Raw genomic sequence first — 23,490 nt, forward strand, 5'->3', positions numbered from 1 at the left:
TGACGGTATAATATCTCAATGACAAATCCTGAACTCGACTTGCTACAACCTTACCCCTTCGAGAAACTGCGGGCCTTGCTCGATGGCATTACGCCAGCCGACGTGCCCCTGGTGTCCTTGTCTGTGGGTGAGCCCAGGCACCCTGCCCCACAATTTGTTCTCGATGCCATGCAGCAAGCTGCACGCACCGTTGAGAATTATCCGAGCACCCGCGGCATTGATGAGCTGCGCCAGGGCATTGCGGCGTGGTTGTGTCAACGCTACGGACTGGACAATCCCGAGAAGCTGGCAGAACAACACATACTGCCCGTCAACGGCACGCGCGAAGGCCTGTACGCCATTGCCCAGTGCGTGCTGGACAGAACCCAGCGCGACCGACTCGTACTGATGCCCAACCCGTTCTATCAGATCTATGAAGGGGCGGCACTACTGGCCGGGTGCACACCTGAATTTTATGCCATCGACGAAAATGCCGATGCCAATATCGACGCTATCACCGATGAACAGTTCGCCCGATGCCAGATGATCTACATCTGCACGCCCGGCAACCCGACCGGTGCAGTCAGCTCCGAAGCCGGCCTGCAGCGGCTTATCGCCAAAGCGCAGGAACATGACTTCATCATCATCAGCGATGAGTGCTACAGCGAAATCTATCGCGAGGCCAGCGGCCCTCCCTGCGGATTGCTGCAAGCCGCAAAATCCATGGGACTGGACAGCTTCGATCGTTGCCTGGTCTTCCACAGCTTATCCAAACGCTCCAACTTGCCCGGACTGCGCTCGGGGTTTGTAGCCGGTGATGCGGAACTGATCAGACGCTTTGTAGAATACCGAACCTATCAAGGCTGTTCCATGTCAGGATTTGTTCAGCATGCAAGCATTGCTGCCTGGAGCGATGAGGAGCATGTACAGGCAAACCGAACAGCCTATGACCAGAAGTATGAGGCTGTGATCGACATTCTCAGCCCTGCCCTGAATGTCAGCACACCACCTGCAGGCTTCTACCTGTGGCCTGAGCTTCCCGTCGACGATCAGATTTTCACACAGCGCCTGTTGGCAGAGTTCAATGTACGGGCCGTTCCCGGCAGCTATCTGGCAAGAGCTCCGGGGCAGGACAACTATAATCCGGGCACCAATCATCTACGTCTGGCACTGGTTGCACCGCTGGACGATTGCATCATCGCGGCACAAAGAATCATTCAGTGCCTTTAGGGATCGTGAAACAATCCCTTAGACCTTTCACCTCTGACCATCACTACCGAGAACCTATTCAATGAGCGAACTTGAAAGCATCATCAATGATGCCTGGGAAAACCGAGCTGACGTCACCACCGCACAAGCCGGTGGCGAAATTGGCAAAGCCGTCGAACAAGCTATCGCACTGCTGGACTCTGGCAAAGAACGGGTAGCCGAGCCACAAGGCGTTGTCGGCCAGTGGAAAGTCAACGAATGGTTGAAGAAGGCGGTACTGTTGTCTTTCCGCCTGCGCGACAATGCACCTATCTCAGCCGGTGGTTTCACACAGTTCTATGACAAGGTCCCCGGCAAATTCACTGACATGAGCGCAGAGGAATTTGCAGCGGGTGGCGTGCGCGTCGTCCCGCCTGCCATGGCCAGAAGAGGCAGTTTCATAGCCCCTAACACGGTACTGATGCCTTCCTATGTCAACATCGGTGCCTATGTAGACTCCGGCACCATGGTTGATACCTGGGCCACCGTCGGTTCTTGCGCGCAGATTGGCAAGAACGTTCATCTGTCTGGTGGTGTTGGTATCGGTGGCGTGCTTGAGCCGCTGCAGGCCTCCCCCACCATCATCGAAGACAACTGTTTTATCGGTGCACGCTCAGAGGTAGTTGAAGGTGTGATCGTTGAAGCAGGCTCTGTGATTTCCATGGGCGTCTATATCGGCCAAAGCACACGCATCTATGATCGTGAGCGTGATGAAGTCACTTATGGTCGCATCCCCGCAGGATCAGTAGTTGTCTCCGGCAATCTGCCTTCAGACAACGGCAAGTACAGCCTGTATTGCGCTGTCATCGTGAAGCGCGTTGACGAGAAGACTCGCAGCAAAACAGGTATCAATGAACTGCTGCGTCTGGCTGACTGAATAAGCAGTAAACCTGCAAGGCACACACTTTATTTTCGCTCCTGCGTTGAAACCGTGTGTGCTTTGCGAGCTATCAGGCCAACAATTTGGCCAAACACTGGCGCCAAAGATACAGGAACGTATCCAAGCACGCTTCGAGGCGGAAGGCATCAAATAGAGTCGATTGCAACTCACCGACTTGTCAAAAAAAGAATCCGCCATTGCTGAACTTTTCACGAGCAACGGTTCAGCACCATCAAAGGAGCGATACAACATGCTTGCAACAAAAACTCGACTCATTCACTGCTTTACCGTATTCCTCTTGTTTTTTGGCAGCATCGCGCATGCTGAGGTTGTCGATATCGATAATGAGGCGCTACAGGCACTGCTCGATCAGGGCATCCCCATTGTTGATATACGACGCGTCGATGAATGGCAGGATACCGGTGTCATAGACAAGAGCCATCTACTGACGTTTTTTGATAAGCGGGGCAACTACAGCTCTGAAAAGTGGCTGAAGAGTCTTGATTCAATCGTAAAATCTGATGAGCCTGTCATTATTATCTGTCGATCAGGCAACAGATCCGAGAAGGTCAGTCAGTGGCTGAGTGAGCAGCAAGGCTATGCTCGCGTCTACAATGTTACCGACGGCATCATTGACTGGAAAGACAAGGGCGGCAAAACCGTCACCCCTGAGTAGCTTTTGCCCAGTGGTTGCCAGATCAGCAACCACTAATCGTCGACGCAGAGGCACTCAAACCGCACTCTGCGCCCCCTTCAGGATCTGCGCGATCGTTCTGAACAGTTGTTTGTGTGGAGAAGTCTTGCGCCAGGCCAGAACGACGGTTCGCGGGCAAGCATCAGGTAGTGGCACCAGATCGATCTGTGCATTCTCAGCCAGGCCTGCCTTGATCGCCAGTTCTGGCAAAAGGGTGACGCCCAGACCTTCTGACACCATGGCTACCAGTGTTGCCAGACTGGTGGCAGCAAAACTCTCATCCAGTGACAGATCTTGCTCGGGAAAGGCCGCCAGAGCATGCCGCTGCAGGCAATGCCCGGTCTCCAGCAACATCAGACTTCGGCCACTGAAAATGGAATCGCGAACCTGTCGGGCAGCCTTTTTGTTCCTCGATTTCGCAATGGCCAGCTGATAACCATCGTTAAACAGTTCAGCGTATTCCAGGTTCGCGATATCAAACGGCAATGCAATCAGCGCCATATCCAATCGCCCTGAACTGACCCCATCAACAAGGCTCTCCGTCATCTCCTCACGCAGGTAAAGGCTGAGATCTGGAAAGCACTTGCGGATCACGGGCAGTGCTGCGGGCACCAGATAGGGACCGACGGTGGGAATGGATCCCAGGGTGAACTTCCCCTCTTCGGGATTTGCATGAGATCTGGCAAGGCTTTCAATCTCACCTGCTCGACCGAGCAAATCCTTGGCCCGTTCCACAATCTCAAGACCAATCGGCGTGAACAATACACTATGCCGAGTGCGCTCAACCAGTGCCACACCCAGCCGCTCTTCCAGCTCCTTGATGCCCGAGCTCAACGTGGGTTGTGTGACGAAAACCAGCTCTGCTGCTCTGGAGAAGTTAAGCGTACCGGCCAGAGCCGTAAGAAATCTGAGTTGCTGCAACGTTATCATTATAGATTAAATCAATTACCAATTAATAAATTATCAATTTCCCTGATTAGTGTTTCTACCATATATTGACCACTCAAACAAAGGGAGAGAGACATGAACAGAACAAATCAGAAGACCATCGAAAACTTGCGGCAGGTGTTGGGACAGACTTTCAGTCTGTATTTTCAAAGCCAGAGCTATCACTGGAACGTTGAAGGAGCCCGGTTCCGTCAGCTGCACGAGATGTTTGAAGAGCAGTACACGGAGTTATCAGAAGCACTGGATGAGATCGCGGAACGCATCCGTGCACTTGGCGCCTACGCCCCGGCATCCGTAGCGCAGATGATGTCCTACGCCGGTGAGGAGGCATCACCAGCGCAATCTGCTGATGACATGGTTTCCAACATCATTGCTTCTCATCAGACGATTGCTGACACGCTTCGACAAGCGATCAGTCAAGCAGCAGAGGAGGCAGACGAGGTGAGCGCAGGCTTGTTGACAGATCGGTTGCAAGTTCACGAAAAGACGCTCTGGATGCTCAAAGCCGGTCAGAAATGAAGCGTTTTTCCCAAACCATGGATTGGTGGGTCAATCAGGAAACAGGCAAATAATCAGCTTGTTTCCCGGTCAGTCAGCTAGAGCTCTTTCGCCCACTCGCGCAGCTGGAATTTCTGGATCTTGCCGGTGGATGTCTTCGGAAGTTCGCGAAAGACGATGCTTTTCGGGCACTTGAAGTGTGCAAGATGCTCACGGCACCAGTCGATCAGATCCTGCTCCGTGGCCTGCTGCCCGTTTTTCAACGTCACGAAGGCGCACGGAGTTTCTCCCCATTTCTCATCGGGTCTGGCAGCAACGGCCGCTTCGAGTACAGAGGGATGAGCGAAAAGAGTGTCCTCGATTTCGATTGATGAAATATTCTCGCCACCCGAGATAATGATGTCCTTGGAGCGATCCAGAATACGCAGGTAGCCATCAGGGTCCATGACGGCCAGATCCCCGCTGTGAAACCAGCCACCTCGGAAAGCCTCTTCATTAGCTTGAGGATTGCGGAAGTAGCCACGCATGACGATATTGCCGCGGAACATGACCTCGCCAATGGTCTTGCCATCTCGTGGTACGGCTTGCATGGTCTCGGGATCTAGAACGTCCAGCTCATCCAGAACCTGATAACGTACCCCTTGACGCGATTTCAGACGCGCACGTTCGGCGTCCGGCAACGCATCCCATTCAGGTTTCCAGGCGCACATGACTGCAGGCCCATAGACCTCTGTCAGTCCGTAGGTATGAGTGACATGGAAGCCGAGTGCCTCGATGCGAGACAACACACTGGCCGGCGGCGGTGCAGCGGCGGTCATGATGTTGACCGTATGCGGCATGGGACGCACCACGGCAGGGTCTGCGTTGATGATGAAATTCAGGATGATCGGCGCGCCGCAAAAGTGCGTTACACCATGGGCATCGATGCTGCCGTAGATTGTCTCTGCGGTTATGTTGCGGGCACAGACACTGGTCCCTGCATTGGCAGCCAGTGACCAGGGAAAGCACCAACCATTGCAATGGAACATCGGCAGTGTCCACAGATAAACCGGGTGTGGCCCCATGTGCCAGCCTGTGATATTGGACAGCGCATTGAGCGTTGCACCTCGATGATGGTAGACAACGCCCTTGGGGTTGCCGGTTGTACCGGAGGTGTAATTCAGCGAGATGGATTGCCATTCGTCGGCGGGCAGACTCCATCGCCAATCAGCGTCGATAGCCGGTAGCTGGTTACTATCGAAGCCGGGATCAATGAACTGTTCGTAGTCAGTAGGGACTATGGGCTCGCCACTCGCCTCGACATCATCGATGGCAATCAGCAAGGGCGGATTGGCTAACCCCATCAATGCCTCGCGGACCAGCGTTGTGGAGTCGCGGTCAACAAACAGTATTCTGGCCCCACCGTGTTCCAGAATCTGCCTCACGGTGGCGGCTTCCAGGCGCGTGTTGATGGCATTGAGAATGCCACCAGCCATGGGAGCAGCAAAATGCAATTCGTACAGTGCCGGAATATTGGGTGCAATAACCGCGACCACGTCGCCAGCTCGGATGCCACAAGCTGCCAGTCGGGCAGCACCATTGACGCTACGCTGATACGTCTCGCTCCAGGTGAGCCGACGTTCGCCATGAATCAAGGCCAGACGCTCCGGATAGACCTCGGCACTGCGCCGAATAAAGCTCAGTGGCGACAGCGGAGTATAATTGGCCCGGTTGGCTGCCAGAGGGGTATCGCCATCGCCTGGCTGAAACGCTGCGGGTACGGTCGGTTGATAATCGGACATCAGACGTATATCTCCAGTGGGTACAGGGAACAGCCAGCCATGGCTCGATCTTATGTCTCGCGGCAAGCGCGGTCAATCAATCAACCTGATAGGAACGCTCTCGAAGTCGAGGTTTTACAAAATCGATGAAGGCCCTGAGCTTCAATGGCACAACCCCCTGATGCGTGTACACCAGATGGATGGGATGGGTTCTGCCAGATCCTCCAGACAGCTCGGGGTTCCCTGTTGTTCCAGATACCGGGGACTGGCGCAAATGAGACGATCAACCTGACCCAGGCGTACCGCCACCAAGCGACTGTCGGGCAGCTCACCAATACGCAAGGCCACATCGACATGATCATCCAGCAGATGCATGACTCGGTCGGCTTGTACCAGACGAATCGAGATGGCTGGGTAGAGCTGCAGGAACTCCACAATGATAGGTAGCAGATGCAAACGACCAAAAACCACGGGGGTGGTAATGACCAGCTCGCCCTGCGGCACCTGGAACTCACCCCGGGCGGTGCGCTCTGCCTGTTCGATGTCATCAAGGATTCTCTGTCGTCGGCGGCAAGCCGGACTACCCGGCTGTATTTGTCAGTGATGGCACCGTGATGATCACCTTGTGGCAGGCGCAGAACGCCGCCACGGCAATCCCTTTTGATCGTCGCGGCAATATCGGACTGCACCATCTGGCGCTGCGCGTCGGATCAGCCGATGCCTTGGCAAGCCTGGCTGCAGAACTGGAAAAGCGTGACGATGTGACGATCGAGTTCGCTCCCGAAGCACTGGGCGAAAGCGGCTTGAGTCACATGATGTGCCATATCCCCGGCAACATTCGCCTGGAATGAACTCCATGAATACCTGTTGAATTCGCTCTACCGTTACACTTTCGTACTTGCTGGAATATGCCTTGCTTTTTCACTGTAATCGAACTACGGCGTCTCCTGATTTGAACAATCGGGATATCGACCAGTGAACCAGAAAGGTAGCACGGTATGTATTTGGATAAGTCTCTCAAAGTTTGGTTAATCGCCTTCTTCTGCTTGATGGGGTATATGAATGCAGCCGATGCCGCTACTCCCAATTTCAAGCTACGTTTGACGATTGGTTCTACCCAGTTGCCGCAGCGAAGCATAGACCTTGACTTCAATGGCGCATCATATTCCGAGTACGCCAGCGTCGATACCTATATAGGCGATCCCTACTACTCTGACGGGTTGTGCCGAGATACGTCATGCACAACAAGTGGAGGGACTGTTACTGAGACCATGCAGATTATCGTCAGTGGCCTGCAGAGCACCACCCAGTGGGAGGTCCGATATGAGGACAGCGGTCTTGGAGGCTCACCTGACGCCACTGACTATACCGATTACCCTGCCTACTCGGGAACTGGAAACGGAACTTTCACGACCAGTTATACGGGAGATTTCATACACACTGAATTCTACATCAGAGTATCGCCAGACCCATTAGTGCTTGAAAGCGCAACACCGACACTTGCTTCACGAACTCTCACACAAGTCGTTGTTGATATAGACGTCGACACGGCCAGCACCGTTTATGCCGTCATGGTACCCGGTGACACAGCGGCGCCAGATGTCCAACAGATCAAAGCCGGTCAAACCGCAACTGGCGACGCAGCGACTGCCAGTACCAGCACAGCCTTTACTGCAGCCCCATTCGCCGGCCAACTGACACTGTCAGGGTTTGCTGCAGCGTGGGGTGATGAGTTTGACGTCTATGTGGTCGCAGAAGATGACGATACTTACTTGAGTGCTGTCTCCCCACCACTTGCCATCGACTACCCCGACATCGATGACGACAATGATGGCGTACCTAATTCCGTCGAAAACCCCAGAGCTTATCAATGGGCCGTCTGGGATAATTTCGGAAGCACGAGAACAGCGACAGGCACAATCGGTGGCGTGCCGTTCACACTGACATCGGATGCAACGTTCAGTCGTTCAACCGGTATTTATCAAGATTATCAATTCCCTGCTGAGTACGGAGTGCCCAACACAGCCTCTATAAAAAACACTCTGATATCGAGTAACACACTGGTACTTGATGAGCCTATTTACGGTATTTCAACGGCATTCGCCTCCGTCGGAAATGGTTCGACAGAGGTGGCAGTACAGTTCGGGACGCCTGTACAGCTAGAATGGGGAAACGCCGCTGTCAATGTGGAAAGCAGTTCTCGGCTATCGGCTCGCGAGGGATTCTGGATCACCAAAGTAACGGGGAATATCGACACGTTCTCTTTTGATTACCTGGCTAACGAAGACTACGCCAATTTCACGTTCGGCGGTTTTCTATACAGTGATCCGGATACCGATCTGGATGGTATTGTTGATAGCCTGGATACCGATAGTGATAACGATGGAATTCCGGATTCTATAGAAAATGCAGGTAGTGGAATAGACCTGGACGCCGATGGTATCGACGATATGTATGACGTCGATTACACCCTGGGTAAGGATGAAGACCAGGACGGTGTTGACGATGATGCGTATACGTTCACCAATGCACAGAATGATGTCGATGGCGACGGCCTTCAGAATCAGGTAGATACCGATTCAGACGGTGACGGCATCGATGACAGTGATGAAGGAACTGTTGATACCGATGGTGACTTGATCCCCAATTACCTGGACACCGATTCAGACGGTGATGGTATTCCAGATGCGACAGAACTCGCTGTCGATACCGACAACGATACAGTGCCTGATTATCTGGACACTGACTCTGACAACGACGGTATTCCCGATGCTACAGAGCTCGCCATCGATACAGACAACGATTCGGTACCCAACTACCAGGACACTGACTCGGATGATGATGGCATTCCCGATGCCACAGAGCTTCTCGCCGATACTGATACCGACACCGTGCCCAACTATCTGGACACTGACTCGGATAACGACGGAATCCCGGATGCGACAGAACTCTCTGTCGATACCGACAACGATTCGATACCTGATTATTTGGACACCGATTCAGATAATGATGGCGTACCGGATTCCGCCGACAGCAACCCTACCCTGTATGGTGCTTCAGACACCGATGCTGACGGCGTACCGGACTACTTTGATCTGGGAGGAGCAGGCTATGCCAGTGGTGTGTATGTCGATGACTCAGGGACCCCGCTGGACGCGGACAATGATGGCATCAATGATTATATAGAAACCTTTCCAGGCCAGAATCAAGCACCCGTTTTCAATCAGATTCAGGCCGTGTTCGATAGATCGGCTATTGACACCGGTATTGCATCACGCGGCATCAAAATAGCTGATATGGATAATGATGGGGACTCGGATGTCGTCGCTGTTAGCCAGGCATCACCTTATACCGTGTTCTGGTATGAAAATGATGGAAACGCCAATTTCACCCAACATGTGATTATCGCTAACAGCGCAATCCAAGATTCATGGGCACTTGACGTTGGCGACATCAATGCAGACGGCTGGCTGGACATTGCCTATGTTGGCCGAGATGTGAATTCCATTGCGTGGGTAATAAGCGATGCTGACAGCGATAGTGATGGCAATCCGTTCGATGGTGCCACCGAGAACATCCGAAGTGTTTCTGCTAGCGCAAGCTCCATCAACGTGGCTCAAGTTGTATTGTCCGACGTAACTAACGATGGGAATCTCGATCTCATTTTCGCACAATATGATGATGGCACCGTACGCTACCTCGCACACGATGGTGATGCCAATCCTTACGACAGTGGCGCAATCGTAAACATCGCTACAGGATTTACAGGCGCAAGGCCGGTAATGGCCGCAGACATAGACCTTGATGGGGACATGGATGTGGTCGCAGGTGGTAATGGTAGTGGAATCAGACTTTATGTGAATAGTGGAACCGGCAACCCATTCGGTACGGTCAATTCCACTGAGGTCATAGTTTCCAGCAGCAATACAGCCACAATCATGTACCTCGCTGTGGCAGATCTGGACGTTGATGGCTACCCGGATATCGTGGCCGCTGATGCTGGGGGCAAACAGATTTCCTACTTTGTATTGGATGACAGCGACATCTACCAGGAAGTCATCATTGCCAGCAACGACATCGCACTTGTGAATGGACCCCACTCCATATCATTTGGCGATATCGATATTGACAGTGATATAGATATTCTCATGACTGACTACCTGACAAATGACATTGTCTGGTTTGAAAACGATGGTACCGGCCAATTCGGAAACAACTCAGCCAACTATGTGTTGGATTTCACTTCGGGTACCGGAACCAATCCGGTTGAGGCTCAACTGGATGACCTGAACGACGATGGCATCAGTGATTTCGTTTCTGGAGAGACGGTTAGTCAGGAAATTGTGCTGTATCTGGGCTCGCTTGAACAAAACATCACGGTCCTCGAAAACACCATCAGCCCTGCCAATGTCAGCGCACGCGACCCCGATGGCGATGATATTACCTACACCCTCAGTGGTAACGACGCCGACAAATTCACTATTGATGACTCCGGCAAGCTCGTCTTTGTTACGCCACCCGACTTTGAAAACCCAACTGACAGCGGCACCGATAATACCTATGAGGTAGATATCACCATCTCCGATGGCAATGAATCATTGGTTGCCACCTACTTCATGACCATCGTCAACGACACCACCCAGGCAGCCTTTATCAACGGTACGCCGGAGGTGACGGCCTTCAGCACTGATTCGGTGACAGTCAATTACGAATCCAATGAATTCGCCAGTATTTCAACGCTGGTTACCAGTAGCGGTGCCACTGCACCCACTGTGGCGCAAGTTATCGCACAAGACACCAGTGGCAATGCAGACTGGCTGAGTGCATCGACTGGCAATACGAATGCGCAAGGCCAGATGTCAACCACGAGTACAGGTTTGAATCAATCTGTTGACGGATTTACCATTGATATCTACTCGGTGGGAATTGACACAGAAGGTAATCAGTCCACCGCGGTCAACAAGTTAGTTACCACTTACATTGACAACGATGCGGACGGTCTGCCTGATAGCTTCGATACTGACGACGATAACGACGGCGTACCAGATACGGTCGACAGCACCCCACTGCTCTATGGTGATACCGACACCGATGGTGACGGTGTACCCGATTACCTGGACCTGGGTGGTGACGGTTTCGTGGCTGGGACTTACGTGGACGCCAGTGGAGAGGCACTGGATACCGATGAAAATGGCTTTATCGACTATTCAGAAACCTTCCCAAGTAGCACTGTCGATACTGATCTTGACGGAATACTCGACATCTTCGATACCGACGACGACAACGATGGTGTGTCCGACGTGCAAGAAGCCAGCGACGATACCGATCCGCTCAATCCGTTGTTATTCAAGGACACGGATTCGGATTGGGTATCTGATGATCAGGAAATGATTGATGGCACCAGCGCAAATGATGCAACTGACTATCTAGACGCGAATAACAATGGCGTACCCGACTCATTGCAAGCACACGTATGCCTGGCAGATGATTTTTCCGCATCAAGCTTGGATAGCAGTTGGAATGTCCTCACTGGTACAACCTATACACCCAATGTTGTCACCCAAGGTGCCACGAAACGATTACGTTTATCATCTGCATCAACGGGTGGTTCTTCGGGAATTTTCAAGGATATAAAAATACCCGCTCAACGTTACTTGATATTCGATTTTATCGCCGCTGCCCATGGCAGCGCAGAACCAGATAATGGCGATGGCATGGCAGTTATTCTGGGCGACTACAGCATTGCACCAACCCTGGGTGCGGGAGGTGGCGCGCTTGGCTATGCTAAATACAATTCCGGCACGCCTGGTTTCAGTGGAGGCTGGTTAGGGATCGGCATAGACGAATTTGGTAATTTCTCAAACAGTGGCATTGGCGACGGAGCATTCGGTGGTTATATTCCAGACGCTATTGCGTTGCGGGGTTCGGGCAATGGTAATAGCGGTTATCAATATATTACCGATAGTGGTTCGTTAACGCCTGAACTGGACGCCAGTAGCTCAGGTAGTCGTTATCGCATAGTGTTTGATAGCAGCAACGCTACCAATAGCTTTGTTACGATTGACCGGAACACCGGTGCTGGGTTTACTAACGTTATCCCGCAACGCGACATATTGCTTGAAAGTGGTCAAGCCAGCTTGCCAGACAACTTCAGGATCGCCTTCTCTGCGGCGACCGGCGGCGCAAAGAATAATCATGATATTGGTGCGCTGAAAGTACTGTCACCCAGTTGTGCCAGTATTTTCACATCGATCTCCGTGATCGACCCGCAATTGAATGCTGATAGCTCAGTGGTGTCTTTTACCATTAATTTGAGCAAACCCGTTGCGACAGGCCAAACGGTCAATGTAGATTACGCGACGGTAGATGGCACTGCTATAGCCGGTGCTGAGTATACTTCACTAAGTGGCACGGCTACCTTTTTAGCTGGCGAACAAAGCCAGGTTGTCGATGTAAACATGACTAGCCTGACGAATGCAGACGATGGCAAAATATTCAGCTTGTCGCTAAGTAACCCAACGCCTGTCGACGGTAACACGTTCATCGGTTCAGGCATTGTTGATGCGGTCCTACACACCATGGATGGTGATGCTGATGGCATCAGAGATGAGTTGGATACCGACGACGACAATGACGGCGTACCCGATACGGTCGACAGCACCCCACTGCTCTATGGTGATACTGACACCGATGGTGACGGTGTACCCGATTACTTTGACACACAAGGTAACAGTGAATACGTCGACACCAACGGCGACCCATCCGACTCGGACAGCGATGGAGTCAGCGACTACACAGAAGCCTTCCCAGGCAGCAACGATGCACCGGTATTTGAAGATTCAGGGCTTCTGTCTTCAATCAATTTCACACCCAATCAATATGCAACGGTAAACAATGCCTCTCTTGACTTGATCGGAGACAAGGTAACGGTTGCCGCCTGGATTAATCCCGACAATACGACCAGTAGTGAAATATTTGTCAAGAACACCAACAGCACCGCATCAAAAGATGTGGACTATGCTCTGAGATATAGGCCAGATGGCGCCGTCATGTTTCATGTTGGCAATGGCACTGACTACTACTATTGCATCTCAGATAATCTATTGGGAACCAACGAGTGGCGCTATCTGGTTGGAACGTTTGAGCGTGGCGTTGGTATGAAACTGTACTTTGACGGTATTGAACAAGCCGTTACTTGTGCAAACGTTGACAAGGTATCTCTGACCTTTGGTACAGCCGGAACAATCAACTTCGCTAGATACCCCTACTCGAGTGATTCAGGCGGTGGACGTCAATACTTCGCAGGCTCGCTGGACGAGTTTGCAGTCTGGGATGACGTACTCACACAAGCAGAAGTCACTTCCATCTTCAACAATGGCGACTATGTCCCTACCCTGTTGAGTGATACGGGTGACTACACCTCCAGCACAGCACTTGAAGGATACTGGCGTTTTGTCGATGAGGGCAGCAACACGCTCACTGATGCGACGGGTAACGGAAACAACGCAACATTGGTAGGCACTCCAACTTTTGAAACTCGCCGTATGGAAGTCTCCATTGGCGAGGGCCTGACTGACGTCGGCCGCTTCCTTGCCACTGACATTGATGGCCAGACCTTGACCTATACCGTCACCGGCACCGACAGCGCCGCATTGAGTATTGATGAAAACGGCGATCTGGTCTTCGATACCGCACCCGATTTCGATGCCCCTGGCGATGACGGTAGCAACAATGGTTACGAGGTAACCTTGCAGGCGAGTGATGGCAGTTTGAGCGCCACTCTCCCCTTGCTGATTACCGTACTAGTCGACAGCGATGCAGATGGCATCCCCGATGCCACCGACACCGATGATGACAACGATGGCGTGCCCGATACCACCGATAGCAGCCCGATTGTCCATGGCGATACCGACACCGATGGTGACGGCATTCCCGACTACTTCGACTTGGGCGGAGCAGGCTATATTGCAGGCGTCTATGTCGATGACACCGGCGCGCCGCTGGATACCGATGGCGATGGCATCAGTGATTACACTGAGGCCTTCCCCGGCGCTAACGACAAACCTGTCTACACCAACATCGAACTTGAACTCAATAGAACCAGCATAGCAACAGGTGATCTACCTCGTGGCACGGCAACCGGAGACATTGACGGCGATGGTGATCAGGATCTCGCCATTGCACTGTGGAATGACAAACGTGTCGACGTCATGTTCAACGATGGCAATGGAAACTTCAGCAACACTATTTCGATTGGAACATCAACGGCAGCTGTTTACCGGCCTCTGATTGTTGACCTGGACGAAGACGGCAACCTGGATGTGCTGGCAAGTTACACAGCTCAAGGCAAGATTGCCTTCATCAAAGGTAATGGAGACGGGACATTCCAACCACAAGTGCTGATTGATTCTGGCAATGGCACCAGAGGTTTTGATGTCGGAGACTTCGATGGCGATAACGATCTGGATATCGTATTGGCGAACTCCAGTTGGGGAGCAGACCTTCCCGGTAATGAAATTGTCTGGCTACAAAACGATGGAAATGAAAATTTCACGGCTATTAGCCTGGAATCTGGCACCACAATATCTGAAGAATCAATGGATGCCAGGTTCGCCGATCTGGACGCTGACGGTGATCTGGATGTCGTTGCCGTTGCCCGGTATTCGGACACACTTTTCTGGGTAGAGAATGTTGACGGAACAGCTGCGACCCGCTCCGTTCATACCATTTCCGCCTCGCTGGATGAAGCATGGGTACTGGATGTTGTCGACATGGATCTGGACGGCGACCTGGATATCGTCACCGCCGCCGTCGCCAACGACAGAGCTGATTCGCCTGCCATACCTAAAGCTGTGTGGTTCGAGAACGACGGTGCTCAGTCTTTCACCGAACACACCATCGCCCTGGATGTTGCCGGCATTCATGCCGTAAGAGCTCTGGATATGGACCAGGACGGCGACGTAGATGTCGTCCTTGGCACGTCTACTCAATCGGTGGTTTACAGCAACGATAGTGATCAGAACTTTACAGAAGGCACCTCGGCAGAAGCCGAGTCAATAATTTATTTCGAAGTAGCTGATATTGATGGCGACGGCGTCTTGGAAGTCGTAGCTGGCTCACAAGACTCAGACACGGTGTCCTTTTACAGTTCATCTAAAGTGAAGCTTGTTTCATTACCTGAAGGTGTGGTTGACGTAACCACCTTGAACGCTACGGATGCTGATGGCGATACCATAACCTTCAGCCTGAACGGTGGCGCAGACGAAACCCTGTTCGCAATTGATAGCAACTCAGGCGCACTCAGATTTTCGAGCGCACCGGATTTCAACTCCCCTACTGACAGCAATGCAGACAACGACTATCTGGTAACCGTGCGAGCTTCTGATGGTTCCTTGAACAATGACGTTGATGTGGTTGTCACCATCCAGCCTGATACGACAGCCCCCACCTTTCAAAACTCCACACCCGCTCTGAATACCATAACTACCAGCGCAGTGTCAGTCGATTATGAAATAGACGAGGCAGGTTCGGTATATATGCTGGTAGGTACGCAAAACGCCACAACCCCATCCGTCAGTGATGTCATCAATGGCAATACAACTGGCGATTCAACCTGGATTGCGGCTGACAATGATACGGTTGATGGCAGTTTGCAAACGCACCTGATAGGCGAAAGCCTGGCACAGGAAGATGGCTCCTTTGTTCTGAAGATATTCTCCGTTGCCCAAGACCTGGAAGGCAATGAGTCTCCTGCAGTCGATGTACAGACGTTCCAATACACCGATACCGACGCCGATGGCATTCCAGACGCTACGGATCCGGACGACGACAATGATGGCGTGCCCGATGCCGACGATAGCACCCCTCTTGCCTACGGCGCTGACGATACCGACAACGATGGCGTACCCGATTACTTTGACCTGGGAGGCGCTGGTTTTATCGCCGGCACCTATGTGGATGCGAACGGCGTCGCTCTCGATATCGATGACGATGGTATCAATGACTATATCGAAGCTTTCCGCGGCAGTGCAGATGCGCCATTTATAACAAGCGACGCAAGTGTTTCCGTCGATGAGAATCAAACGGCCGCTATCACCGTGGTCGCAACCGATGAAGACGGCGACACCTTAGCTTATAGCCTGACTGGAGCAGATGCAGACCTGTTCAACATCAACAGTTCAACGGGCGCCGTCAGCTTCAAAGTGGCCCCTGATTTCGAATCAGCAAGCGATGCAGGCGGTGACAATGTTCATGACATCATCGTCACTGCCACAGATGACAGCACTGGTAACTTGAGTGACAGCCAGGCGATTGCCATCACAGTGCTCAATGTTGATGAAGCTCCTGTAGCTACGCCCCAGTCGCTGAGCACCTTCGAGGATATTCCACTGTCGATTACCTTGAGCGGCAACGATGCAGAGGATGACACGCTCACTTACAGCGTGGTGAATACACCGGAAAACGGGGTTTTAAGTGGTACCGCTCCGAATCTGACCTATACCCCGGGTACGGACTATTCCGGCAATGACGCATTTACTTTCCTGGCAAACGACGGAACTAATGATTCGGCAGAAGCAACGGTCACCCTTATTGTCACTACCGTGAATGATGCACCGGTTGCAGCGAACGATGTTGCCTCGGTTGATGAAGACTCATCCGTATCCATCGATATCCTGAGTAACGATGTCGATGCTGAAAACAGTCTGAACAACGCCAGTGTTCTCATCATTATCGCACCGTTGAACGGCGACATTACCATCAGCCCTTCCACCGGTACCGTATTGTATACACCTGCTGATGACTACTCAGGCAGTGACAACTTTTCCTACCAGGTCAGTGATGGCGCTGGGGAGAGCTCCAATACGGCAACAGCCACCATTACTGTGGCACCCGTCAACGATGCCCCCATGGGTGTCAATGACGTGGTTAGTACTGAGGAAGATATCGCTCTCAGCGCTTACGATCTACTGGCCAATGACACTGATATCGACGATGCACTGACTGCGACGTCGGCTGTGATCGTACAGGCACCCTTGCACGCTGCCAGCTTCAGCATCAACAACGGCCTGCTAAGCTATACACCGCAGGCAGACTATGTCGGTAATGATCAGCTGACTTATACGGTTGAGGATGCCAGTGGTGCATTGAGCAATGAAACCACGGTTTTCATCACGGTCACAGGCATCAACGACCAACCTGTTGCGCTTGATGATAGCGCCACCACTGATGAAGACAGCAGCGTAGTTATTGATATTCTGGCGAATGATATCGATATAGAAGATGGTGTAACTGATCCAGGTACCGTATCGATCGTGAATCAACCGAGTGACGGTTCACTCACCATAGACGCATCGACCGGAGAGGTAACGTATACCCCTGACAGTGATTTCAGTGGCTCGGATACATTCACATATCTGGTAAAAGACAGCGGTCTCTTGTCACCTGAAGAACCGCCGATTGATTCCAATATGGCAACCGTGACCGTGACGGTAAATGCCGTTAACGATGCACCGCTGGCGGGCGCTGACAACGTCACCATGCTTGAAGACAACGAACCGCTGGTCATCAATGTACTGGGCAATGACATCGATGTGGATGGCACCCTGGATATCTCCTCTGTGTCAACAGGAGCAGCTACGAATGGCAGTATCAGTGTCGATTCAGTAACCGGTCGAGTCACCTATACCCCCGCCACTGACTTTTTCGGGAACGACAGCTTCACTTATACCGTGAACGACAACCAGGGCCTGGTGAGTAATACTGCCACGGTGACTATTGGAGTCATGGCCTTCAACGATTCGCCAATTGCTGATGATCAGTCTGTAGATGTGATTGACGACGCCACTGTACTCATCACCTTGACTGCCACTGATATAGAGAATGAATCGCTGACATTCAGCCTTCTGTCACAACCGGAACATGGCACCTTGACAGGCAGCGGCCCGAATCTGAGTTACACCGCCAATCCGAACTATGCAGGATCCGATAGCTTTACGTATACCGCCAATGACGGATCCACAGATTCGAATGTCGCAACGATAAGTATCGCTGTCACACAAACTGATTCGGATGGCGATGGGATTTCAGATGGCCTGGATGCCTTCCCTAATGATCCTGACGAATCAGTAGACACCGACGGTGACGGCGTAGGCGACAACGCTGATGCTTTCCCGAACGATGTGAACGAATCAGTAGATACCGATGGTGATGGCGTAGGCAATAACGCCGATGCTTTCCCGAATGATGCGAACGAATCAGTAGACACCGACGGTGATGGCGTAGGCAATAACGCCGATGCTTTCCCGAATGATGCGAACGAATCAGTAGATACCGACGGTGATGGCGTAGGCAATAACGCCGATGCTTTCCCGAATGATGCGAACGAATCCGTAGACACCGACGGTGACGGCGTAGGCGACAACGTTGATGCTTTCCCGAATGATGCGAACGAATCAGTAGATACCGACGGTGACGGCGTAGGCAATAACGCCGATGCTTTCCCAAATGATGCGAACGAATCCGTAGACACCGACGGTGATGGCGTAGGCAATAACGCCGATGCTTTCCCGAATGATGCGAACGAATCCGTAGACACCGACGGTGACGGCGTAGGCGACAACGTTGATGCTTTCCCGAATGATGCGAACGAATCAGTAGATACCGACGGTGACGGCGTAGGCGACAACGCTGACGCATTCCCCACGGATACGGATGCAGATAGCGATGTGGACGGTGATGGCATCCCCGATGAGCTGGATGCCTTCCCTAACGATGCCAATGAATCCATAGACACTGACGGCGATGGCATTGGTGACAGTACAGACACCGATATCGATGGGGATGGCGTAGTCAATGAAGACGATGCCTTCCCGACCGATGCGTCAGAAACCCTCGACACTGATGGCGATGGCATCGGCGACAACAGTGATCCCGACATGGATGGTGATGGCATTCCTAATGACAGTGACTCACTGCCACTGGATGCGCGCATAGACACAGACGGCGACGGCATCCCTGATGAACTGGATGCCTTCCCCAACGATGCCAATGAATCCACGGATACAGACGGCGATGGTATCGGTGACAGTACTGACACCGATATCGATGGTGATGGCGTAGTCAATGAAGACGATGCCTTCCCGACCGATGCGTCAGAAACCCTCGACACTGATGGCGATGGCATCGGCGACAACACTGATCCCGACATGGATGGTGATGGCATTCCTAATGACAGTGACTCACTGCCACTGGATGCGCGCATAGACACAGACGGCGACGGCATCCCTGATGAACTGGATGCCTTCCCCAACGATGCCAATGAATCCACGGATACAGACGGCGATGGTATCGGTGACAGTACTGACACCGATATCGATGGTGATGGCGTAGTCAATGAAGACGATGCCTTCCCGACCGATGCGTCAGAAACCCTCGACACTGATGGCGATGGCATCGGCGACAACACTGATCCCGACATGGATGGTGATGGCATTCCTAATGACAGTGACTCACTGCCACTGGATGCGCGCATAGACACAGACGGCGACGGCATCCCTGATGAACTGGATGCCTTCCCCAACGATGCCAATGAATCCACAGATACAGACGGCGATGGTGTCGGAGACAATCAGGATGTCGATGCTGACAACGACGGTGTGCTCGATATAAACGACCCCTTCCCGCTTGACTCGACACGCAGCAGCGACATTGACGGCGACGGTATCGACGACGCCAATGATGACGATATCGACGGCGACGGCCTCCCCAATGCGGATGACAGTGATAGCGATGGCAATGGTATTGAGGATGATATTGAAAACAATACCGCGCCTGTTGCAAACAGCGACGTGCTGGATACAACCAGCAATAACCCTGTCACTATCGATGTACTGGCAAACGATACTGATGCCGACAACGACAGCTTGAGTATTGTGACTGCCACAACCAAGGTTGGAGAAGTCAGCATAGAAGCCGGTCAACTTAGTTATGTCGCACCAGAGAATTTTACTGGCGCAACTATCATCAATTACCAGATCACCGACCCGCATCAGGGCACCGCTCGATCTGTGGTTCTGGTTAACATCAGAACGTTTGATGCAGCTGGTCCAGCACCGCTTGTTCTGCCCCCAGAAGATGTGGACGTCAATGCCACCGGCCTGTTTACCAAGGTCGATCTAGGTGTCGCCACCGCCACTGACAGTCAAGGTAATCCCTTGCCAGTCTCTCTGGTGGATGGCATCACTTACTTCAAACCCGGTGTGAATACGGCTTATTGGGAAGCAATTGATGAAAGCGGTCATCGAAGCGTTACGTCACAGGAAGTCAGAGTCCGACCACTCGTATCATTCGGCAAGGATCAAGTAGTGATGGAGGGCAATGAGGCGACCGTTAAGGTACTTCTGAATGGTGCTTCGCCAACCTACCCTCTCTCCATCAACTATACGGTGTCAGGTGACAGCGATGTAACTGACCATACCTTGGTCAGCGGCACCCTTGTCATTGAATCCGGTAACAGCGGATCAGTTCGCTTTGTTACTAATAACGACGCTCTCACCGAACCAGACGAGACGATAACGGTGCAGTTCACTGGTGAACTGAACTCTGTCTCCAATGCCGTTCATCAAATAGTGATTACCGAAACAAAGCAGGCTCCGGAAGTCATACTTACGGCACTGCAAAGCGGTGAGAAACGTTTGAGAGTGGCACGTGATCAGGGAACCGTCAGCCTTCAGGCGATCCTGAACAACACCGCTAAGGGGGATGCTTTCCGATACACCTGGCAGGTAGAAGGATCCATGCAGGATCAGGACAGCATAGAGGCATTCTTTACCTTCGACCCCAGTCTGGTTGACGAGGGCGTGTATCTGATGTCTGTGGACATTGAGTCCATCGACTCTCAGACACCCAGCGTTACTCAATCTATCGAGTTGGCAGTGCTCGACACCCTTGCAACTCTGTCAAGGGATAGCGACACGGACAACGACAACATCCCGGATAACGAGGAAGGCTATCAAGATGCTGATGCAGATGGAATTCCTGACTATGCAGACTCTATTGATGCATCAAACGTCCTGCCGTCGTTCTCTGGCGTTTCCTCAGGGTATCTGGTGGAAGGCGAGCCGGGAGTCAGCTTGAGAATTGGTAAACACAGCATTCTCTCCGAACAGGATGGCGCTCTGGTGTCACAAGCTTCCATTGAAGAAGCAGATCAAAGTGTCACCAATCTAGGTGGGCTATTTGATTTTGAAATCAGAGCACTGCCTGAACCAGGTCAGTCAACCAACATCGTACTGCCACAACAGCGCGCCATTGTGGATAACGCCCTGTTCCGCAAATACTCAGCGGCTAACGGCTGGACGGACTATGTCGTCAATGCCGACAATACACTGTCCAGTACGCTTGGCGAACTTGGATACTGCCCTCCTCCCAATAGCGCTGTTTGGGTCGATGGACTGAATGCCGGTGATTTCTGCATCCGCCTGACAATAGAGGATGGCGGTCCGAATGATGCTGATGGCATCGTCAATGGCAGTATTGTTGATCCCAGTGGAATGGGCATCACAACCACAGACAACACCATTCCTGTCGCTCAGGACGACTCAATTCAAATGCCATACAACACCAGCGTAACCATTGATGTTCTCGCCAATGACAGTGATGCAGACAATGACCCACTGAGTATTGTGAGTGCCAGCAGCGATTTTGGGCAGGCAGACATAGTGTCAGACATGATTGTCTTCACGCCTGTTCAGAACTACTTTGGCACGGTGGCTCTTAACTACGCCATCGACGATGGTTCTGGTGTCTTTGACTACGCCGTGGTCCAGATCGAAATCGTTGTCGATGACGCACCTGCAGGGGCAAACCCGGTCGGCGTCAGTCCCGTTGCCATCAACGACACGGCATCTACCGACGACAGAACGCCGATCACTGTTGATGTCCTGGCAAACGATACCGATGCTGACAATGACAGCCTGACGTTAACGCAGGCAAATGCCAGTTCCGGCACCGTGGTCATCACGAATAACCAACTGGTATTTACCCCCGCCGATGGCAGCAGCGGCTCAGTAGAGATTACCTATACCGTCTCCGATTCTGAAAACCTAACCGCCGAAGGACTCCTGACCGTACAGGTGACACCTTACGAAACCATCTCGGTACGCAACAGCTCCGGAGGATCCATGAGCTTGTACATGGGACTGTTACTGTCAGTCATGTGGATTACAAGGAGGTTGCGCGGTACCACACTGTTAGTATTTCTGACTGCGGGCCTCTGCGCGAACGCCCAGGCAGATAATTCATTGAGCATCCATCAACCAAAGGACAACAGGCTCTATGTCAGCCTTGGGCTGAGTCAGAACATCCACAGTACCTCCAAGTCTGAGCTCTCAAATGAAGTGCTGCGCTACTCCGGTACCTTGACTGAATACGATAACAGTGATGTCGGTGGAAATATTGGATTCAACCTTGTTCTGAGTAATCGCTGGATGTTATTCGGCGGCTATCGAACATTGGGAGAACTGGATAATAACTGGACTATAGACACCCCCGATGCCACCCAGACGATTCAGGATATTCAAGCCGTCATGCCGATCATGGGTGACGGTGTCTATGCAGGATTCGGTTATCGAAAACCCTTTTTCAGACGTTTCTTTGCCCAGATATCCCTGGAGGCCCAGCAGTGGAAACAGGAGTTCAGCACCACCAGCCCCGCCATGGCGAAATTGACTGAGAGTCGGCACGGCGTGTCTCCCGCAGTATCGCTGGGGTTTGGAGCACAGCTTTCTAAAAACATCAATCTGTCTCTTGATGCCCGACAATTTGATTTCAAAGGCGATGACGTGACAAGCTTTGCGCTCAATCTGGAATGGGCACTTTACGGATGGCAGAATCACAACGGCAATAATTCAGACAATTTGACAGCAGCGGCCAATAAACAACGCAACACTGGGACAGCTGTATCGCCGGTCATCGCATCCGCCAATCCAATTTTCACAACTGAATCATTAGTTGAAAAAGCGATCAACACTAACGATAGCTTAAAAGCTGGAACAGTTGCAGTGCAGAATCTCCCGCCCAGTATAACCAAACGCAAAATTCACTTTACTCTGGATAGCAAACGCCTGAATCAAACAGACCTTGATGCCATCAATGAAATCGCAGAAGCCCATCAACCCGGCAACACTATCGCTCTCACTGGCTGGGCAGACGCAAAAATCGCCTCCGGAACCGCACCGGAAGCTGCCAAAGCCTATAACATGGAACTTGCCGAAGCCAGGGCAAAAACAGTTAGAACCGCACTGATGGAACGCGGTATACCTACCCGTTCAATCACAGTATTTGCCCGAGTATCAGCTAATGTTGACAGTCGCTCAAGACGCGTTGAAATTACGATTCAATAACTTGTCTTTTCAAGGAAAATCAGAGTAAGCAACAACTGCCAATATGTATTCCACGAACTTACCTATGATCCAAATACTTGG

9 protein-coding genes are annotated in these 23,490 nt (G+C 52.1%); 6 read left to right on the forward strand and 3 right to left on the reverse strand.

The features are described from left to right. Window positions 1-18 precede the first annotated feature (18 nt). The 3 genes from dapC to IMCC3135_RS25820 all read left to right on the forward strand — a co-directional run bounded on the left by dapC (window position 19) and on the right by IMCC3135_RS25820 (window position 2,783). Window positions 19-1,209, forward strand: coding sequence for a succinyldiaminopimelate transaminase (gene dapC, locus IMCC3135_RS25810; protein WP_088920207.1), 1,191 nt, complete (start codon window positions 19-21; stop codon window positions 1,207-1,209). 61 nt (window positions 1,210-1,270) lie between these two features. After that, complete coding sequence (gene dapD / locus IMCC3135_RS25815; protein ID WP_088920208.1) at window positions 1,271-2,104, forward strand: 2,3,4,5-tetrahydropyridine-2,6-dicarboxylate N-succinyltransferase; 834 nt, start codon at window positions 1,271-1,273, stop codon at window positions 2,102-2,104. Window positions 2,105-2,357: 253 nt separating this feature from the next. Continuing rightward, on the forward strand, window positions 2,358-2,783 hold the full coding sequence (locus IMCC3135_RS25820) for a rhodanese-like domain-containing protein (RefSeq protein WP_157736273.1): 426 nt from the start codon (window positions 2,358-2,360) through the stop codon (window positions 2,781-2,783). A gap of 54 nt (window positions 2,784-2,837) precedes the next feature. Here IMCC3135_RS25820 and IMCC3135_RS25825 read toward each other — a convergent pair whose 3' ends face one another. After that, window positions 2,838-3,722: a hydrogen peroxide-inducible genes activator gene (locus tag IMCC3135_RS25825; protein ID WP_205737714.1), complete on the reverse strand. Its 885-nt coding sequence runs from the start codon at window positions 3,720-3,722 to the stop codon at window positions 2,838-2,840. Between the two features lie 102 nt (window positions 3,723-3,824). Between IMCC3135_RS25825 and IMCC3135_RS25830 the strand changes: the two genes are divergently transcribed. Continuing rightward, the gene (locus IMCC3135_RS25830; protein WP_088920211.1) at window positions 3,825-4,268 is read left to right on the forward strand and encodes a Dps family protein; all 444 of its coding nucleotides are present in this window, start codon (window positions 3,825-3,827) and stop codon (window positions 4,266-4,268) included. Window positions 4,269-4,345: 77 nt separating this feature from the next. On the opposite strand, the gene IMCC3135_RS25835 is transcribed toward IMCC3135_RS25830, so the two are convergent. Both IMCC3135_RS25835 and IMCC3135_RS25840 read right to left on the reverse strand, forming a co-directional pair. Continuing rightward, window positions 4,346-6,028 (reverse strand): acyl-CoA synthetase, encoded by a 1,683-nt coding sequence (locus IMCC3135_RS25835; RefSeq protein WP_088920212.1) that lies wholly within the window; start codon window positions 6,026-6,028, stop codon window positions 4,346-4,348. Between the two features lie 141 nt (window positions 6,029-6,169). Further along, the gene (locus IMCC3135_RS25840; RefSeq protein ID WP_205737715.1) at window positions 6,170-6,511 is read right to left on the reverse strand and encodes a LysR substrate-binding domain-containing protein; all 342 of its coding nucleotides are present in this window, start codon (window positions 6,509-6,511) and stop codon (window positions 6,170-6,172) included. 107 nt (window positions 6,512-6,618) lie between these two features. On the opposite strand from IMCC3135_RS25840, the gene IMCC3135_RS25845 reads away from it, so the two are divergent. Together IMCC3135_RS25845 and IMCC3135_RS25850 are read left to right on the forward strand one after the other, a co-directional pair. After that, the gene (locus tag IMCC3135_RS25845; RefSeq protein ID WP_157736274.1) at window positions 6,619-6,858 is read left to right on the forward strand and encodes a VOC family protein; all 240 of its coding nucleotides are present in this window, start codon (window positions 6,619-6,621) and stop codon (window positions 6,856-6,858) included. A 207-nt stretch (window positions 6,859-7,065) separates the two neighbouring features. Next, entirely contained in the window at window positions 7,066-23,409 is a 16,344-nt protein-coding gene (locus tag IMCC3135_RS25850; protein ID WP_169727527.1) for an Ig-like domain-containing protein, read from the forward strand. Window positions 23,410-23,490 lie beyond the last annotated feature (81 nt).

The organism is Granulosicoccus antarcticus IMCC3135 (assembly GCF_002215215.1).
In the GTDB taxonomy this organism is placed as follows: Bacteria; Pseudomonadota; Gammaproteobacteria; order Granulosicoccales; family Granulosicoccaceae; genus Granulosicoccus; species Granulosicoccus antarcticus.

Coding starts and splice junctions, on each gene's coding strand:
- dapC (WP_088920207.1), top strand. CDS start 19: ATGACAAATCCTGAACTCGACTTGCTACAACCTTACCCCTTCGAGAAA.
- dapD (WP_088920208.1), top strand. CDS start 1,271: ATGAGCGAACTTGAAAGCATCATCAATGATGCCTGGGAAAACCGAGCT.
- IMCC3135_RS25820 (WP_157736273.1), top strand. CDS start 2,358: ATGCTTGCAACAAAAACTCGACTCATTCACTGCTTTACCGTATTCCTC.
- IMCC3135_RS25830 (WP_088920211.1), top strand. CDS start 3,825: ATGAACAGAACAAATCAGAAGACCATCGAAAACTTGCGGCAGGTGTTG.
- IMCC3135_RS25835 (WP_088920212.1), bottom strand. CDS start 6,028: ATGTCCGATTATCAACCGACCGTACCCGCAGCGTTTCAGCCAGGCGAT.
- IMCC3135_RS25850 (WP_169727527.1), top strand. CDS start 7,066: ATGAATGCAGCCGATGCCGCTACTCCCAATTTCAAGCTACGTTTGACG.